The sequence below is a fragment of the Streptomyces sp. NPDC005017 genome, assembly GCF_042873115.1.
Lineage (GTDB): Bacteria > Actinomycetota > Actinomycetes > Streptomycetales > Streptomycetaceae > Streptomyces.
In genome coordinates this window covers 62,087-79,397 of record NZ_JBIALD010000018.1, presented here as the reverse complement: position 1 = coordinate 79,397, position 17,311 = coordinate 62,087, and the positions used below count along the sequence as shown (strand labels likewise).

General features: G+C 74.8%; 13 protein-coding genes and 1 pseudogene. 11 read left to right on the top strand and 3 right to left on the bottom strand.

What is annotated here, in order from left to right; translation table 11 throughout:
- Together ACFYR0_RS25590 and ACFYR0_RS25585 are read left to right on the top strand one after the other, a co-directional pair.
- Positions 1-2,412: an FtsX-like permease family protein gene (locus ACFYR0_RS25590; protein ID WP_389332459.1), complete on the top strand. Its 2,412-nt coding sequence runs from the start codon at positions 1-3 to the stop codon at positions 2,410-2,412.
- Positions 2,413-2,587: 175 nt separating this feature from the next.
- Entirely contained in the window at positions 2,588-2,920 is a 333-nt protein-coding gene (locus ACFYR0_RS25585; protein ID WP_389332456.1) for an antibiotic biosynthesis monooxygenase family protein, read from the top strand.
- A 183-nt stretch (positions 2,921-3,103) separates the two neighbouring features.
- Here ACFYR0_RS25585 and ACFYR0_RS25580 read toward each other — a convergent pair whose 3' ends face one another.
- The gene (locus ACFYR0_RS25580; protein ID WP_389332453.1) at positions 3,104-4,072 is read right to left on the bottom strand and encodes an esterase/lipase family protein; all 969 of its coding nucleotides are present in this window, start codon (positions 4,070-4,072) and stop codon (positions 3,104-3,106) included.
- 488 nt (positions 4,073-4,560) lie between these two features.
- Between ACFYR0_RS25580 and ACFYR0_RS25575 the strand changes: the two genes are divergently transcribed.
- From ACFYR0_RS25575 to ACFYR0_RS25565, 3 genes and pseudogenes are all read left to right on the top strand, one after another.
- A complete protein-coding gene (locus tag ACFYR0_RS25575; RefSeq protein ID WP_389332450.1) occupies positions 4,561-6,051 on the top strand; it encodes a helix-turn-helix domain-containing protein in 1,491 nt (496 codons plus the stop codon).
- A gap of 56 nt (positions 6,052-6,107) precedes the next feature.
- Positions 6,108-6,428, top strand: a pseudogene (locus ACFYR0_RS25570) (amidohydrolase family protein); the annotation flags it as partial.
- A gap of 104 nt (positions 6,429-6,532) precedes the next feature.
- Positions 6,533-7,327, top strand: a complete 795-nt coding sequence (locus ACFYR0_RS25565) for a class I SAM-dependent methyltransferase (RefSeq protein WP_389332447.1) — start codon at positions 6,533-6,535, stop codon at positions 7,325-7,327.
- 449 nt (positions 7,328-7,776) lie between these two features.
- Here ACFYR0_RS25565 and ACFYR0_RS25560 read toward each other — a convergent pair whose 3' ends face one another.
- The gene (locus ACFYR0_RS25560; protein WP_389332443.1) at positions 7,777-8,433 is read right to left on the bottom strand and encodes a M15 family metallopeptidase; all 657 of its coding nucleotides are present in this window, start codon (positions 8,431-8,433) and stop codon (positions 7,777-7,779) included.
- 99 nt (positions 8,434-8,532) lie between these two features.
- On the opposite strand from ACFYR0_RS25560, the gene ACFYR0_RS25555 reads away from it, so the two are divergent.
- Entirely contained in the window at positions 8,533-9,261 is a 729-nt protein-coding gene (locus ACFYR0_RS25555; protein WP_389332440.1) for a hypothetical protein, read from the top strand.
- 36 nt (positions 9,262-9,297) lie between these two features.
- Here the strand turns inward: ACFYR0_RS25555 and ACFYR0_RS25550 are convergent, their stop codons facing one another.
- Positions 9,298-11,658 (bottom strand): collagenase, encoded by a 2,361-nt coding sequence (locus ACFYR0_RS25550; protein ID WP_389332437.1) that lies wholly within the window; start codon positions 11,656-11,658, stop codon positions 9,298-9,300.
- A gap of 197 nt (positions 11,659-11,855) precedes the next feature.
- On the opposite strand from ACFYR0_RS25550, the gene ACFYR0_RS25545 reads away from it, so the two are divergent.
- From ACFYR0_RS25545 to ACFYR0_RS25525, 5 genes are all read left to right on the top strand, one after another.
- Entirely contained in the window at positions 11,856-13,229 is a 1,374-nt protein-coding gene (locus ACFYR0_RS25545; protein ID WP_389332434.1) for an aminopeptidase P family protein, read from the top strand.
- A 95-nt stretch (positions 13,230-13,324) separates the two neighbouring features.
- Positions 13,325-14,527: an NAD(P)/FAD-dependent oxidoreductase gene (locus ACFYR0_RS25540; protein WP_389332431.1), complete on the top strand. Its 1,203-nt coding sequence runs from the start codon at positions 13,325-13,327 to the stop codon at positions 14,525-14,527.
- Positions 14,517-14,834, top strand: a complete 318-nt coding sequence (locus ACFYR0_RS25535; RefSeq protein ID WP_389332428.1) for a (2Fe-2S)-binding protein — start codon at positions 14,517-14,519, stop codon at positions 14,832-14,834. The genes ACFYR0_RS25540 and ACFYR0_RS25535 overlap by 11 nt, the downstream gene beginning before the upstream one ends.
- Positions 14,815-16,365: an NAD(P)/FAD-dependent oxidoreductase gene (locus ACFYR0_RS25530; RefSeq protein WP_389332425.1), complete on the top strand. Its 1,551-nt coding sequence runs from the start codon at positions 14,815-14,817 to the stop codon at positions 16,363-16,365. Before ACFYR0_RS25535 ends, ACFYR0_RS25530 begins: the two co-directional genes overlap by 20 nt.
- Positions 16,362-17,273 (top strand): dihydrodipicolinate synthase family protein, encoded by a 912-nt coding sequence (locus tag ACFYR0_RS25525; RefSeq protein ID WP_389332422.1) that lies wholly within the window; start codon positions 16,362-16,364, stop codon positions 17,271-17,273. Before ACFYR0_RS25530 ends, ACFYR0_RS25525 begins: the two co-directional genes overlap by 4 nt.
- Positions 17,274-17,311 lie beyond the last annotated feature (38 nt).

The following is a 17,311-nucleotide window of genomic DNA, read 5'->3' as shown; positions in this document are numbered from 1 at the left end:
ATGCGGGCCACTCTGCGCTGGGCGCACTCCGACCTGCGGACGCATCGCGGCGAGGCGCTGTTCCTCGTCCTCGCGACCGCGGGCATCGTCGTGTCGCTGCTGCTCGCGGCCGCCCTGTTCGGGTACGCCACCAACCCCTGGCAGCGGGTGTTCACGCAGGCCAACGGGGCGCACGTATGGCTGCACACCGATTCCTCCGCGGACGCCGGGAAGCTGTCCGCGCTCGACGGCGTCGACTCCGTGGCCGGGCCCTACCCGGCGGCCTCCGTCACGGTGGCCACCCGCGGGGCGCGCGCCTCGGTGGAACTGCGCGGTACCGCTGCCCTGCCACGGATCGGCCGTCCCCTGCTGACCTCGGGAAGCTGGCTGGACCCGGCGACACCCGACGGTGTCGTGCTGGAGACCCGGCTCGCCCGCGCGCTGCTGGCCGAGCCGGGCGACACGCTCGGCCTGCCGGATGAGTCGCGGCGTCTCACGGTGGTCGGAATCGCCGACAGCGCCGAGCCGCGCTACCGGACGGGCGAGCGGCGCGGCCTGGTCTGGGCGCTGCCCTCCGCGCTGCCCGCCCCCGACGGGCAGGTGATCGGCCTGCGGCTGAAGGACCCCTCCGACACGGGATACGCGGTGCAGCGGGCCGTGACCGTGCTGGGCGCCGGGGCCATCGGAGAGGTCGCCACCTGGCAGCAGGCGCGGGCCGAGGCCCAGAACGACAACCGGCTGCTCGGCCAGGTGCTCGGCCTGTTCGGGCTCGGTGCCCTGCTGGCCGCCGGGTTCGCCGTGCACGGCGCCATCGGCACCCGGATCAGAGGGCATCTGCGGGACATCTCCGTCCTGAAGGCGATCGGCTTCACGCCCGCCCAGGTCGTGCGCCTCTTTCTGCTCCAGCACCTCGCCTACGCCCTGCTCGGTGCCGTGGCCGCCGCCGCGCTCACCGAGGTACTCGGCAGTCTGGTCCCGGGCCGTCTCGGCGACGCGGTCGGGGTCTGGCAGGGGCTGCCGGGGCAGACCGTGACGCTGTTCGCGGTGCCGGTGGCGGCGGTGCTGTTCATCGGCGCGACGACGGGGCTGGCCGCGTGGCGGGCGGGCCGGGTGCCGCCGGTGCCGGTGCCCCGGCCCGCGGCGCCCCGGGGCGGCCGGCTGTCGGGCGCGGCCCGCTGGGCCCTCGGTGCCGGGGGCGGCCGGAACGCGCCCGCCGGGACCGGCGCGTCCGGTCCGGCGGGGGCCGGTGTGCCCGGACCGGCAGGAGCCGGGGCCGCCGCGGACTGGCTGCGCGCCGCCCGCTCCCCGCTGACCCGGCTGCGCGTCTCCCCCGCCCTGGTCCTCGGCTGCCACCGGGCCTTCGCCCGTCACCCCCGCTCCCTCGCCGCGATCGGCCGGCTGGCACTGCCGCTGCTGCTGATCGTCGTGGCGATGAGCGCCTGGACCACGATGGACCGCTTCCACAGCAGGCCGGAGCAGATCGGCCTGCCCGCGGCGCTCACCGTCCACCCCGACGCGTACCTCGGCGCCGGGCGCACCCAGGCGCTGCTCGACCGGGACCCCCAGGTCTTTGCCGCCTACCCGGGCGTCGAGGTGGCCGCGCTGGTCCCCGGGCAGACCGAGACCATCTCCCTGCGCGGCCTCGGCACCCACCAGGCCCCCTACCCGTACGCCCTGGCCGAGGGCCGCCCGGCGCACGGGCCCGACGAGGCCGTGGCCGGTCAGGGGCTGCTGGACCTGCTCGACGTACGGGTCGGCGACTGGGTGCGGATGACGGTCGGCGACCAGCCGCAGATCCTGCACATCGTCGGCCGCTCCATCGAGCCGGACAACGCCGGCCGGGTCATCTCGACCACGCTGGACACCCTGCGCGAGAACGATCCCGGTCTGAGTCCGGCCCTCTACCAGGTCCGCCTCGCCCCGGGCGCCGACCCGCACACGGTGGCCGGCCGGCTGGCGGGAGCGGGGGCCGGTCATCTGGACGTGCACGCGGTGGTGAACCCGGCGGACGGGCTCTCCCCGTTGCGCGGGGTCGTCCTCGGGCTGATCGCCGTCCTCGCCCTGATCGGCCTGGTGGAGCTGCTGACCGCGATCGGCGGCACGGTGCGCGAGTCCGAGCGCGATCTGCTCGCGCTGAAGGCCATCGGGCTGTCGCCCCGGCAGATCACCGCGATCACGGTCACCGCGACCGGCGGTACGGCCCTGGCGGCCGTGCTCCTCGCCACGGCCCTCGGCCTGCCGCTGGCCCACTGGCTGATCGACGCCCAGGGCCGGTCCAGCGGCATCGGCGCCGGTATCGCCCAGGGGCCCTCCCCCGCGCTGTTGCTGCTCCTGTGCGCGAGCGCGGTGCTGGGCGCGACCGCCCTCGCGGCCCTCCCCGCCTCCCGGTCGGCCCGCCGCCGCCTCGCGGACACGCTGAGCGCGGTGGCCTGACCGGGGCGGCTCCGGCCGCAACCGGATCGACCGGCTCCTCGAACTGGTCCGCTCGGAGATCCAGGCCGAGAGCCCGGGAGTCCTGGGCCAGGACCCCGTGCCCGGGTCCGGGTGACCCGCGTGCGCCGAGCGGGGCGCCGGGCCGGGGCGGGCGGGGGTGCGGCAGGATGAGGGCATGAGCGTAGTCAAGATCAACGTACTGACCGTGCCGGCCGAGCAGCGCGAGGTGCTGGAGAAGCGCTTCGCGTCCCGAGCCCACGCGGTGGAGAACTCCGACGGTTTCGAGTGGTTCGAGCTGCTGCGGCCCGTGGAGGGCACCGACAGCTACCTCGTCTACACGCGCTGGCGCGACGAGGAGTCCTTCCAGGCGTGGATGGAGGGCCCGATGAAGGCGGCCCACCAGGGCGGCGGCGGCCCGGAGGGCGGGGAGCGGCCGAAGCCCGCGGCCTCCGGGTCCACCCTGTGGTCGTTCGAGGTGGTGCAGCAGGCGGCGCCTAAGGGCGAATAGGGAACCAGGACCTCCGCCGTTCTTGGTGATCGTTCGGTGTGGCCGTGGTGTCCGGGCACAACCGGTCGGCGTACGTTCGCGCACTGCGACGGACGCCGAACCAGGGGGGCGCGGTCTGAGGTCCGTCGTACGCGGCACGGGTGGGGTGCGTGGGTGCGCACCCCACCCGCCTTGCGTCGCGGGTCAGTTCACGGGGAGGACCGGGCCGGTCAGCGGCAGCACCACCTGGCAGGGCACGGTGCGCCGGTGCTGCGGGTCCAGGGCGTTGAGGACGTGGGTGAGGACGACCGGGTCGTAGGGCGCCTGGAGGTGGTCGGTGGCGTCGAGCCAGCAGGTCTGCTGGACATGGATGTTGTCGACGGTCGCGCCCGGGCCCGCGGTGAGGTAGCCGTTGGTGTAGGGGCTGACGATCTCGTCGTACTGCGTGACGACGACGGTGTAGTCGACGCCCGGGACGGTGTCGCCGCCGGCGTCCAGGGCGCGGTTGAAGTCGGAGCCGATCTGCTGCTCCACCAGCGCCGGATAGTCCTTCCGCAGCATCCCGTTGACGGGTTCGAGGAGGTGCAGGGTGCGGCCGAGTTCGGTGATCCCGCTCAGGGTGGTGCCGTGGTTGGAGGGCGTGATGCCGACGAGCTGGTCGACCTTGGCCGCGGCGCCGGGGAAGTGCTTCAGGTAGTAGCGCGGCACGGGTCCGCCGCCCTGGGAGTGGCCGACGAGGTCGACCTCGGCGGCTCCGGTCGCGGTGCGCACACGGTCGACGAAGGCGGCGAGCACGGCCGCGCCGTCCACCATCGAACCGACGCCCTGGAGGGGCGCGTCGGCGTCGGCGCCGCCGTAGCTGAAGGCGAAGACGCAGTAGCCCTCGTTCGCCAGCAGCGGGGCCGCGCCGCGCCAGATGGCGTTCATGTTCTCCATCGTGCCGTGCACGAGGACCACCGGCTCGGGGTGCGCCGCGGTGGGGCGGCAGTCCCAGTCGTTGGCTCCGGGAGGTGCCTCGGCGGGGTGGAAGACGCCCTTCGCGAACCCGGCGGCGAAGCTGTATTCGACGTCCAGACGGTCGTCCGCTCCATAGCCGGTGCCGCCGCTCAGGGCGAGCAGCGCGGTCGTGGCGGCTCCGGCGAGCAGTGCGCGGGTGAAGTTTCTACGGCTCATATCCAGTTCCGTCCCTTGTCCTGGAATAGAGGTGGGGTGGGGCAGCGAAAGTAGGAAGGAACCGGAACACTGGGCAATGGACCGAACACGCTCCGGTGGTCGCCGCTCAGCCAGGTGTCAGCTCCGCCGGAGGCCGGATCGTAAAACGCTCACCCAAGTGCGTGCTTTTGCGTCCGCCGCGGTCTCACGGTCCGGCAAAACACGAGGAGAGGTTGATTAGCAGTGGTAGTTGACCTCTGCCAGATCCCTTGACCGGCCGGTAACTTGTACTCATACTCCGCAGGGTGACGACCACGAAGTCGGCGCCGGGCGGAGCGAGCCGCGGCCCGGGAAGGGAGCCCCGCGGTGGTCCGTGGACTGCCCTTCCACGCCGCCTCGGGGCCGAACTCCAGAAAGAGAACCGTACGGTCGCGGCGGAAATCATCCACGAGATCAGATCCCAGATCCCGGAATTCTCCCGACCGCTTTCGGGGCAATTCGGAGCCTCGATGCAGCAGGGTGTGGAAACGGCGCTGCTCGAATTCGCCGAGCGCGTCACCTCCGCGGGCGGACCGCTGGAGGCCGCCCGGGTTCCGGTCTACCGCGCGCTCGGGCGCGGCGAACTGGTCGAGGGCCGCAGCCTCGACGCGCTCCAGGCCGCGTACCGTCTCGGCGCCCGGATCGCCTGGCGGCGCTACGCCCGGGTCGCCCGCCGGCTGGCGCTCGGCACGGAGGCGGTGGCGCTGCTCGCCGAGGCCGTGTTCACGCACATCGACGAGATCGCCGCGGTGTCCGTCCAGGCCTACGCGGAGGCCCAGGCCGACGAGGCGGGTGCCGTGGGGCGCCGGCGGCACCGGCTGCTGCTGCTCCTCACGTCCGGCAGCCCCGACGCCGAGGCCCTGAGGCAGGCGGCGGCCGACGCGGAGTGGCCGCTGCCGGACACGGTGGCGGCGGTGGCGCTGGGGCGCCGGGCGGACCAGGGGCCCTCGCGGGTGATGGACGGGCGCGCCGGGCCGACGCCCTCGCCCGCGGTCGCGGCGGGGAACCCGGGCACCGCCCCCTTCGCCGGGCCCGACGCGTCGGCGAGCCGCGACGGGGAGGCGGGCCATGAGCGGGCGGTGGGCCGGGAGCCGGCAGCGGGCCGTGAGCACGCGGCCGGTCTTGAGCGGGCCGCACGGGCCACCGTGGCCGCCAGGGCCGCCACGGCCGCACGCTCCGCCGCGCCGGAGGACCACGGCGCCGCGCGTGCCGTCCCGTCCGCCGCGGCGGACGCAACCACCGAGTTCAACTGGTCAGGCGTCTCGATGGGTTCCGTCGAACCGGCCGAGACGGCGGCGGCCGCCGCCTCGGTCCTGTCGGCCGTGTTCCCCGGCGAGGGCCCGTTCCCCGGGGAGTCCGGAGCCGCCGGGCAGACGTCCGCGACCAGAGCCGCCCACGCCGGGGCCGCGCTCTCCGCCCTGCGCCGCCACCGGCTGCCGGGCTCCGTGCTGGCCGACCTGGAGAGCCCCCAGCCCTGCCTCGTCGTCCCGACCCCGCATCTGCTGCTCGCCGACCCACGGCTGCTGCAACTGCTGCGCGAGACCGGCGCGGTGGTGGGACCGGCCGTACCGCCCGCGCAGACCGCCGACTCGCTGCGCTGGGCCCGGAGTCTGCGAAACGCGGGGGTCGCCGCCGCTCCGGACGCCCCGGCGGTGACCGATCCGTCCCTCGCCCGGCTGCTGCTGCTCGCGGACCCGGCGCTCGTACGGCTGATGGCCCACCGGCATCTGGCGCCCCTGGCGGCCCTCACCCCCAAGCAGCGCGACCGTCTCGCCAGCACCCTGCTGGCCTGCCTCCAGACACCTCACAGCACGGCGCCGGAGATCGCGGCCCGCCTCGGCATCCACCCCCAGACGGCACGGCAGCGCCTGCACCAGGTGCATGCGCTGTTCCGGGACGCCCTCGCCGACCCCGACGCCCGCTTCGAGATCGAGGCGGCACTGCGGGCGACCCTGACCTGAGCGGGCGGCCGGAGGTCGCGCCGGCACGTCACCGCCCCGGTGCTGAGCGCCGCCGCCAGCTCGACGCGATCGTGCCGGACCGGCCGGTCTTCCTGCCCGACCGCGACCACCACGGCGCCTGGGTCAACAGCCGGGCACCGGAACTGGCCGGCCCCGGCGCGCGGACCCCCGACCCGGCGGACGGCCCGATCGAGCGGGACGCCGGGGGCCGCCCCACCGGGATGCTCCAGGAGGGCGCGGTCGACCTGGTCGGCCGGCTGGTGCCGGACCCGGTGCCCGAGGAGCCGCTCGCCGGACCGCCACGCGCCCGGGCCGTGCTGCACTCGTACGGCGTGACCGCCTGGCAGGACGCGATCGTGGGCGCGTACGCCGGCGTGAGGGGCGGAGGGTGTACGCGGCGCACGACGCCTGAGCCCGGGCGTTCCCCGGCCGTTCGGTCGAACGGGGGGCGGCTGCGGTCCGCCGGGTGCACGATGGTGGGGTGGCCGACTACCTGCTGTCCCTCAGTGAACCGGAGATCGCCCGCTACCGGTTGATGGCCGAGGCCGCCGAGCGGCGCGAGCGCGAGCTGTGGAGCGCCGCCGGGGCGGTGCCCGGGGCGCGGATCGCCGACGTGGGATGCGGTCCCGGTGCGGTCTCCGTCCGGCTTGCGGCCCTGGCGGGTCCCGAGGGCGGCGTCTGGGCGGTCGACCGGGACGGTGACGCGCTCGCGACGGCCGACGCGCTCGCGCGGCGGGCGGGGGTGACGGTGCACACCGCCGCCGGGGCCGCGGACGCGACGGGGCTGCCCGCGGGGACGTTCGACCTGGTGATGCTCCGGCACGTGCTCGCGCACAACGGCGGCCGGGAGCAGGCCATCGTGGACCATCTGGCCTCGCTCGCCCGGCCGGGCGGGGGCGCGGTGTACCTGGTCGACATCGACGTGCGCAACTTCCGGCTGCGCGGGGCGCCCGAGGTCCTGCTCGAACTGGAGGACCGCTATCGCGAGCTGCATCTGCGGCGGGGCAACGATCTCGCCGTCGGGGCGCGTCTCGACGAGCTGCTCGTCGCGGCGGGGCTGGAGGTGGCGGCGTTCGAGGGCCACATCGAGGTCGTCGCTCCTCCGCCCGGTATGCGCGGGCCGGCCTGGGCGGCGCGGGACGCGCTGGTTCTGGAGGGTCTGGCCGGGCCGGACGATCTCGCCCGCTGGGACGAGGCGTTCCACGGCCTCGAGCGCGATGCGGCCGACCTGCGGTTCTTCGCGTGTCACTTCGTGGCGTACGGCCGTCGCGGCTAGGCGCTGCGCTGGGCTGTGCGGGTGGGGTGCGCTGTCGCCGTATCGGCCGGTGGATGCCTTCGCGCAGTTCCCCGCGCCCCTCATCCCTCGCGACCGTCCCCGGCTGACCGCCCGTACCGGCCGCTCGCGCAGTTCCCCGCGCCCCTTTAGAGCGTTGCCCTCCGCCGGGTCAGAACTGCCCCCTTCCCGACCGGCCGCAGCCCCAACTACCCAAGGGGCGCGGGGAACTGCGCAAACACACCACCGGCCAGCCAGCCATGAACACTCGGGGGCGCGGGGAACTGCGCAAAAGCACCCACCAGCCGGTCGGCCGAGAACGCACCGAACCCACCACGCGAGCTCAGGGCCGCGGGGAACAGCGCGAAAACACCCACCGGCCTGGCAGCCAATCCACTGCGCGGACTCAGGGGCGCGGGGAACTGCGCGAAAGCACCCACCGGCCCGGGGCGTCAGGGGCGGAGTTCGGTGGGGGCGTAGCGGGCGGTTCGTTCGCCCGTGGTCAGCGCCCAGTAGCGGTCGCCGTAGGACCAGTGCCACCACTCGGTGGGGTAGTTGACCAGACCGGCCGAGGTCAGCGCGTCGGTGAGGACACGGCGGTTGGCCCGCGCCACGGGGCTGATATGGGGATGGTGGGTGTAGCAAGCACCGCCGCTCTCCTCCGGGTTCGCGTTCATCGCCGTCCCCAGATCGAGTTCACGCCCGGACGCGTCGACGAGGGTGAGGTCGACGGCGGCACCGGCGCTGTGCGGGGCGATCTCCGGCGGGGACACGTACCGGCTCGCGGCGCGGCGGACCCGGTCCGGCGGCCAGCCCGGGTGGGCGGCGCGCAACCCGGCGGCGTACTCCTCGAAGTACCGCCGTTGCAGCGAGGGCGGCCGGTACCCCTCGACGAAGAGCAGGCGCAGTCCGTCGGGGAGCTGCGCCTGCGCCTTGACCAGCCGGGCCAGGACGCCCTCCCGCAGGTGGGCGAAGGCCCCCGGGCCGTCCTCCTGGCGGGCGTCCACGACGAGTGAGCCGTCGAGCCGTACGTCGACGAGCGGCTCACCGCAGTCGGCGACGGGAATGGCGGCGATCTCCGGGTCTGACATGAGCACGATCTCATCCATGCACGGATCCTCGCCGATCCCCCGCCCCCGCGACCGCCCCGCGCCCGGGGTCGGAACAAAGTCCGATCAACGGAGCGTGCGGCCGGGCAGACTGTACGGATGAACGACTACCCCCCGGTGCACCGAGAGCCCACGCCCGAACGGTACGGACGGCTGCTGGTGTGCGTCGACGACCTGGGTCCCGCCGAGTGGATCGGCAAGGGCCCCTCGGAGCACTGGAGTCTGGGGAAGGTGGCGGGTGTCGCGGCGCCCGGGTTCGACGCCTGCGCCCGTGTGCTGCATCCGGCGTCCCTCGGCGAACGCCCGGTGCGCTGGGACACGGTGGCCGCCGCCTACGGGCGTGAGCTGGGTCCGCTCACCGACTGGTACGAGGTCATCGGGGCCGGCCGGGACTACCAACAGGCCGCGGAGTACGGCCTGCCGGGGGTGTGGGACGAGCACCCGGCGGAGGGCCCGACGCCGCCCGAGGTCGCCGACGCGCTGATCCCCGTGCTCGCCCGGCACACCGGCACGGCGGAGCGGTGCTGGTTCGGCCTCTGGCACGGCTACGGCCGCTGGGACTTCGACGGCGTTCCCACGTTCGTCACGCCGGGCCGCGACGAGGTGCTGCTCCGCGGACCGCTGGCCGACGCCGTGTCGCCGGTGTCGGCCGACGAGTTCGCCGAGCTGCCCGACCTGTGGTGGCCGCAGGACCGGGCCTGGTGCGTGGGCGGTGACGTCGACCTGGTCAGCACGTATGTGTGCGGCTCGGCCGCGCTGGTCGCCGATGTGCTGGCCACGCCCGGTCTGGAGGCGTACCCGGTCGGGCCGGGCGACCGGGTCGGCTGACACGCCGTACCCGGCCGCCGCGGCCCGTGCGGGCGGTCAGGGGCGCAGCGGCCCCTCGCAGCGGAAGTCCGCCGTTCCCGCGAGGCGGTCGGACCAGATGGTGACCTCGCCGAAGGAGCAGTTCATGTCGGCGAGGTTGTTCACTCCCGTGAGGGCGCGGTCGAGGATGAAGTAGTCGGCCGTCTCTCCCATCTCCCTGAAGACCTCGCCCGCGTCCCCGGCGTCCGACAGGTTCGCGGTGATCATGCCGGTGCAGACGAAGCGCGGCCGGTCAGGGCTGCCGCCGGAGGCGCACTCGGGCGTCATATAGGTGGCGCCGGCGAAGGACGACCGCACCTGTGCCGGTGTCGTGGCGCCGAGTTCACCGACGGGGGTGAACCGGGTGTCGGGCACGAACAGGTCGTCGACGTGTGCGATCCGCTCGTCGAGGAACGCGTCGTAGGCCCGCTGGAGCGCGGAGTCCCGGCCGAGGCGGTCGCGCCAGGCGTCGTGGGCCGCGGGGTCGTCGGCGCGCAGGTTCCGGTACATCTCCCGCAACAGGTCGGGGTGTTCGAGCCAGAGGAAGCCGAAGAAAGTGCCGGCGTAGGAGTAGAAGCGGAAGCCGTCGCCGTCGTAGGTGGCGTGCAGCAACTGGTCGACGCTCATGCGCGGGCCGCCGTTCGCGGTGTCCCGGATGATGCTCCTCACCAGGGACCTGCGCACCTCGACGCCGCCGTCGCGGGTCGCTCCGGCGAAGAACTCGGCCGTGCCCTCGTCCATCGCGGTGGTGCGGTCGCCCTGGTACCAGGGGCCCTCGCCGAACAGACCCGGCACCGCCCAGCGTCCGTTGAGGTAGTGGGTGTACTCGTGCCGGAACAGCTCCTCCAGGGTGAGTGAGGAGTCCTGCGGGACGCGGCGCTGGTACGTGTAGAAGGTCGCGCCGCGTTCGATGTAGATGCCGCCGTTGTCCGTGCCCATGCCGGTGAGCAGGGGGTGGAAGTTCTCGTAGTCGGCGCGTGAGGCGTACAGCACGGTGTTCAGCGTGGAGTTGGTGTCGCCGCGCAGCGGCTGCCCGGTGCCAAGGACCCGGTGGAACTGGGCCTTGACCTGCTTGCTCGCGTAGTAGAGCTGGTCGACGGTCGCCCGGTCCAGTCCGGTGCGCACCTTGATCGTGTCGCCGCGGGCGTCGGTGTCGTAGGCGAACAGGGAGGGGAAGAGGCGGCGTTCGATGTCGGCGCGGCAGACCTGGTGGGGCGCGCAGGCGTCGAACTCGATGAGCCAGCTCGCGGCCTTGGCCCAGGGCGCGCTGCGGTCGCCGAAGGTGCGGGCGGTGGTGTCGAGCAGGGTGCCGAGGCCGGTGACCGTCTCGGCGCGCAGCCGGTCGATCTGCCCGAAGCGGCCGTACTCGCCGACCGCGTCCCGTACGACCCAGGCGTTGGGGCCGTCTTTGAGGTGGGCGTGGCCGCCGAAGGCGCGGAAGGCGGCGCGGTAGGCGCTGTCGGCGGCGACGGCGTCGTGGAAGGCCGTGTCCCGGTTGCCGGGGTAGACGCCCAGGTAGTTCAGGGACAGGGCGGCGAGGGCGGCGCCGGCCCACGCGGTGTCGCGGGCGGTGTCGCGGTCGGGGCCCATGGTGGCCAGGACCCTTTGGACGAGCGGGAGTTGGTGCTGCCGAAGACCGGGGGCACTGGCCGCGTAGAGGGCTTCGCGCAGGGTCTCGGCGTTGGTGCGGGTCGGGTCGAAGCTGCGGGCGGCGGCGCCGAAGGCGGCCACGGCCTCGCGCATCGCGGAGACGGTCGGGGCGTCGGTGACGTCGATCTCGGTGCGCGAGAAGTCGTGGTAGGCGACCGCGTGGAGATAGGTGAACAGCTCCAGGAGGTTGCCGCCGTCGGTGCCGTCGTGGGCGGGGGCGAGCGCGGCGGCACGCCGGGACACCGCCTGGACGTGGGCGTCCGACATCACGGGGGCGAGCCGGGCGTCCCAGGTCCAGATCAGGGTGCGCAGACAGCCGTCGGCGGTGACGGCGGGATCGGTGAGGAAGTCCGCGAACCGCTCGGGGGACAGCTCTGTGACGCCGTCGAGCGTGCAGGACGCGGCCTGTTGGTGCCGGCCGGCCGTGCGCACGGCGGTCGTACGGGGGCGAGTCGCGGGGCCGGGGACCCGGCCGTCGGCGCGGTGCGTGCCCGGGGCGGGGAGCGCGAGCGCGGCGGGCCGGGGTGCCGCGGCCAGGCGCTCGACGTGGTCGCCGGGCGCCTCGTACGCCCGGGCGGGGGCCGCGGCCGGCCCGGGGACCGGGATCGCCGCGTGCCCGTTCGGCACGCCGGTGAGGCCGACGGCCAGCGTCGCGGTGACGGCGAGCAGGGATGTGCGCCGCCGTGCGGTGCGGGCGCGGGAGTGGTGCGGGGTTCTCGTGGGGAACACCGGTGACTCCTGTGGGGAGTGGGTGGGTGAGATGGGTGATCCGACGCCGCCTCGGGGGAGATCGCCGCGCTGAACCGGGCTGCGCCATGTGATGCGTAACGTAGTAATGTGAAATTGCACTGACAACCCCCGTGCACCGAAAGGCTGTTGAGCGGACGTCACCGGCGCCTCTCGACGGACCGCCCGAGGAGGACCGCGTGAACGATCCCGTAGCAGCCGCCGCACCGCGCACGGTCAGCCATGACCTGGCCGTCTCGGAGGAGCTGGAGCGGTTCATGGCGAGCGGCTGGGCCGCGAGCCCGCTGCCCGGTGACCTGCGGCTGTCCGCCGCCGATGTCACCCCGGCGCGCCGGGCCCGGCTGTCCGCGCGCTTCCCCGGCGAGCGGCTCGTCGTCCCGGCCGGCGAGCTGAAGGTCCGCACCAACGACTGCGACCACCGCTTCCGCCCGCGCAGCGCCTACGCCTGGCTGACCGGTCTGACCGGCGAGGACCAGGCCGGGCATGTACTGGTACTGGAGCCGGACGGCCCCCACGGACACGAGGCGGTGCTGTATCTGCGGCCCCGCTCGCCGCGCACCGACCAGGGCTTCTACCGGGACCGCCGGTACGGGGAGTTCTGGGTCGGCCGCCGCCCCGACCTCGCCGAGACCGAACGCATGACCGGCCTGCGCTGCGCCCTGCTCGACGGCCTGGACCAGCTCCCGCCGGGCCGCGACGCGGCCTCGGACACCGAACTGGCCGCCGCGCTGTCCGAGTTGCGGCTGGCGAAGGACGCCTGGGAGGTCGCCCAGCTGCAACAGGCCGTCGACCACACCACCGCCGGTTTCGAGGACGTCGTCCGCGCCCTGCCGCGGGCGCTCGCCCATCCTCGCGGGGAACGCTGGATCGAGGGCGTGTTCGGGCTGCGCGCCCGCGCCGAGGGCAACGGCACCGGGTACGAGACGATCGCCGCCTCCGGCGCGCACGCCTGCGTGTTGCACTGGATCCGCAACGACGGGCCGCTGGACGCGCGGGAGTTGCTACTGCTCGACGCGGGCGTGGAGACCGACACGCTCTACACCGCGGACATCACCCGGACCATGCCGCTGTCCGGCCGCTTCTCCCCCGTGCAGCGCCAGGTGTACGAACTGGTGCTCGCGGCGCAGGAGGCGGGCATCGCCGCGCTGCGGCCGGGCGCGCGCTTCCGCGACTTCCACCGCGCGGCGATGACGGTGATCGCCGGGGGCCTCGCCGAATGGGGCGTCTTGAAGACCCCCGACGGCGACCTCCACCGGCGCTACACCCTGTGCAGCAGCGGGCACATGCTCGGTCTCGATGTGCACGACTGCGCCCAGGCGAGGGCGGAGGCGTATCTGGACGGCGTGCTGGAGGAGGGCCAGGTGCTGACCGTCGAGCCGGGCCTCTATCTCCAGCCCGACGACGAGACCCTGCCGCCCGAGCTGCGCGGCATCGGCGTGCGCATCGAGGACGACCTCGTCGTCACGGCCGGGGGCGCGCGGCTGATGTCGGGGGCGCTGCCGCGTACTCCGGACGGGATCGAGGACTGGATGGGCGCGCTCATGGAGGGCTGACGGCGGTCAACAGGACTGCCGGGCACGGGGGCAGGCGTCCCGACGCGGGTGTGAGATCCCTTGGCAACCTCAGTGCAATGTGAAATATTACTGACGTGCCCACGAGACATTCCCCGGATCTCATCGTGGTCGGGGCGGGCGTGGTCGGCGCGGCCTGCGCCTACTACGCCGCCCGCGCCGGCCTGACCGTCACCGTGATCGACCGTGGCCCCGTCGCGGGCGGCACCACCGGGGCGGGTGAGGGCAACCTCCTCGTCTCCGACAAGGCGCCCGGCCCCGAGCTCGAACTCGCCCTGCTGTCGGCCGGGTTGTGGCGCGAACTCGCCGCTGAACTGCCGTCGGCGGTGGAGTTCGAGCCCAAGGGCGGCCTGGTCGTGGCCGACGGCGACAAGGAGCTCACCGCGCTGCGGGGGTTCGCGGCACGCCAACGCGCCTCGGGCGTCAAGGCGTCGGAGGTCCCCCCGGACCGGCTCGGCGAACTGGAACCGCATCTGGCCCCCGGCCTCGCGGGAGGGGTCCACTACCCCCAGGACGCCCAGGTGCAGCCCGCGCTGGCGGCGGCCCATCTGCTGCGTGCGGCCGGGGAGCGGGTACGGCTGCGGCCAGGCGAGCGGGTCACCGGCGTCCTGACCGGCCCCGGCGGCCGGGTACGGGGTGTCCGCACGGCCGACGGCGAGATCCACGCACCCCACGTGGTGAACGCGGCGGGCACCTGGGGCGGGGAGGTGGCCGCGCTGGCGGGCGTGGAGCTGCCGGTCAGACCCCGGCGCGGCTTCGTCCTGGTGACCGAGCCGCTGCCGCGCGTGGTGCGGCACAAGGTGTACGCCGCCGACTACGTGGCCGACGTCGCCAGCGACTCGGCGGCGCTGCAGACCTCGGCCGTGGTGGAGGGCACCCCCGCCGGCCCGGTCCTGATCGGCGCCAGCCGGGAGCGGGTCGGCTTCGACCGCACCCTCTCCGTGCCCGCGGTGACCCGGCTGGCCGCCCAGGCGGTACGGCTCTTCCCGGTACTCGGATCGGTACGCGCCCTGCGCACCTACGCCGGGTTCCGCCCCTACCTCCCCGACCATCTGCCCGCCATCGGCCCCGATCCACGCCGGCCCGGGCTGCTGCACGCCTGCGGCCACGAGGGCGCGGGCATCGGCCTGGCCCCTGCCACCGGGCGGGTGATCGCCGCGATCGCCTCCGGCGGTGAACCGCCCCTGGACATCGGGCCCTTCAGGCCGGAGCGGTTCGAGGACCGGCCGGGAGGAACCGAGAGCACAAGCCGGCCGAAGGGAACCGCACATGAAGCGTGACCGCAGCCCCGCCGAGCTCGTCGGCGCCGCACCCGACACCTTCGAGATCACCTTCGACGGACGGACGCTGGCCGCGCTGCCCGGCCAGTCCGTGGCCGCCGTGCTGTGGGCGGCCGGGGTGCTCGCCTGGCGCACCACCCGGACCGGGGGCCGCCCGCGCGGGGCGTTCTGCGGCATCGGGCACTGCTTCGACTGCCTGGTGACGGTCGACGGCCGCCCCAACCTGCGGGCCTGTCTGGTCCCGGCCCGCCCCGGCGACACGGTCACCACCCAGGAGGGACACGGGCATGCCGACCTCACCGTCTGACCCGCGGGTGTACGGCCTGGCGGTGATCGGGGCCGGCCCTGCGGGCCTCGCCGCCGCGGTGACCGCCGCCGAACTCGGCGTCTCCGTCGCCCTGCTGGACGCGGGCGAGCAGACGGGCGGGCAGTACTACCGCCACCCCTCCCCCGGCCTCGGCGCCACCCGCCCCGAGGCGCTGCACCACGGCTGGGGGACCTACACCGCCCTGCGCGACCGGCTCGGGGACAGCGGAGCGACCCGCCTTCCCGGACACCACGTCTGGACACTGACGCGGCAACCGGAGGACCAGCGAGCCCCGTTCACCGTGCACGCGGTCCTCGGCGAGGACGGCCGGCACCCCGTCGCCGTGCGCGCCAGGACCGTAGTGCTCGCCACCGGGGCGTACGAGCGCCAGCTCCCCTTTCCCGGCTGGACCCTGCCCGGTGTCGTGACGGCCGGAGGGGCCCAGGCCATGCTCAAGTCGGGCCTGGTGCTGCCGGGCCGGCGGATCGTCGTCGCGGGCAGCGGACCGCTGCTGCTCGCGGTCGCCGCCTCGCTCGCCTCGGCCGGGGCCCGGGTCCCGGCCCTGGTGGAGGCGGCCGGCTATCCGGCCTACGCCCGCCGCCCGGACGTCCTCGCGGCGGTCCCGGGCAAGGCCGCCGAGGCCATGGCGTTCGGTGCGGCGCTGCTCCGCCACCGGGTTCCGGTGCGGACCCGCAGCGCCGTCACCCGGGTGCACGGGACGGACCGGGTGGAGGCCGTCACCGTGGCCCGGCTGGACGGCGACTGGCGTCCCGTACCGGGCTCGGGGCGGCGGATCGACTGCGACGCGCTCGCGGTCGGCCACGGGCTGGTCCCGCACATCGACCTGGCGACCGCGCTGGGCTGCGCGACCCGGCGCACCCCGGACGGCACCACCGCGCTGGACCTCGACGACGAGCAGCGCACCTCGGTGCCGGGCCTGTGGGCCGCGGGCGAGACCGGCGGTGTCGGCGGGGTGCGACTCGCCCTGCTGGAGGGCGAGATCGCCGCTGCCGCGGTGGCCGCCCGGGTGAGCGGGCGCACCCTGGCCGGGGCGCGGCTGCGGCGGCTGCGGCGCGGGCGGGCCCGGCTGCGGGCCTTCGCCGGGCTCATGGCCCGTGTCCACGCGCCCCGCCCGGGCTGGACCGGCTGGCTCGACGACGGAACGGACGTCTGCCGCTGCGAGGAGGTCACCGCGGGCCGGGTCCGCGAGGCCGTCGCCGGGCAGGGCGCCGGTGACGCCCGCACGGTCAAGCTGCTCACCCGCGCGGGCATGGGCTGGTGCCAGGGCCGGATGTGCGGCACGGCGGTGGCCTGCCTCGCCGCGGAGTCACGGCCGGGGCTGTCACCGGAGGACCCGGCACGGCCCGCCGTACCGCGAGAAGCTCACCCGCCGGAGCCCGCGCCACCGGCCCGCCCGCTGCCGCCCTCTCCCGAGCGCCGCCCCCTGGCGACCCCCGTCACCCTCACCGCGCTGGCCGAAGCGGCCGGCCCGGACGACCACTCCGCCTCCACAGAAGGGTTCCCCCGATGAGCACCACCGGTTCCTGGAGCACCGAACGCCCGTGGCGCGGCATCATGGTCGCCACCGCGCTCCCCCTGCGCGAGGACCTGTCCGTCGACTACGACGCCTACGCCGCCCAAGTGCGCCGCCTCATCGCGAGCGGCTGCGACGGCGTCGTGCCCAACGGCTCGCTCGGCGAGTACCAGACCCTCACCGACGCGGAACGGGCCCTCGTGGTCCGTACGGCCGTCGAGGCGGCGGGCGACGGCGCGCGGGTGATGCCCGGGGTCTCCGCGTACGGCGGCGCCGAGGCACGGCGCTGGGCCGACCAGGCCGCCGAGGCGGGCTGCGGCAGTGTGCTGCTGCTGCCGCCGAACGCGTACCGGGCCGACGAGCGGGCGGTGCTCGCGCACTACGCCGGGGTCGCGCGGGCCGGGCTGCCCGTCGTGGCGTACAACAACCCCGTCGACACCAAGGTCGACCTCGTCCCGGAGCTGCTGGCGCGGCTGCACGCCGAGACGGGGATCGTGGCCGTGAAGGAGTTCTCCGGCGATGTCCGCAGGGCCTACCGGATCGCCGAACTCGCCCCCGAACTCGACCTGCTGATCGGCGCGGACGACGTACTGCTGGAACTGGCGGTGGCGGGCGCGGTCGGCTGGGTCGCCGGGTACCCGAACGCCTTCCCGGAGGCGTGCGCCCAGCTCTACGACGCCGCGACCGCCCAGGACCTCTCCACCGCGCTGCCGTTGTACCGGTCGCTGCACCCGCTGCTGCGCTGGGACTCGCGGACCGAGTTCGTGCAGGCGATCAAGCTGTCCATGGACGTCGTCGGCGTGCCCGGCGGACCCACCCGGCCGCCCCGTATGCCGCTGACCGACGCCCAGGAGGCCGAGATCCGCGCGGCCACCGAGAAGGCCGTCGCCGACGGCCACCGCTGACAACGGCACCCGACCGGAACCGGATCGAAAGGGACGTT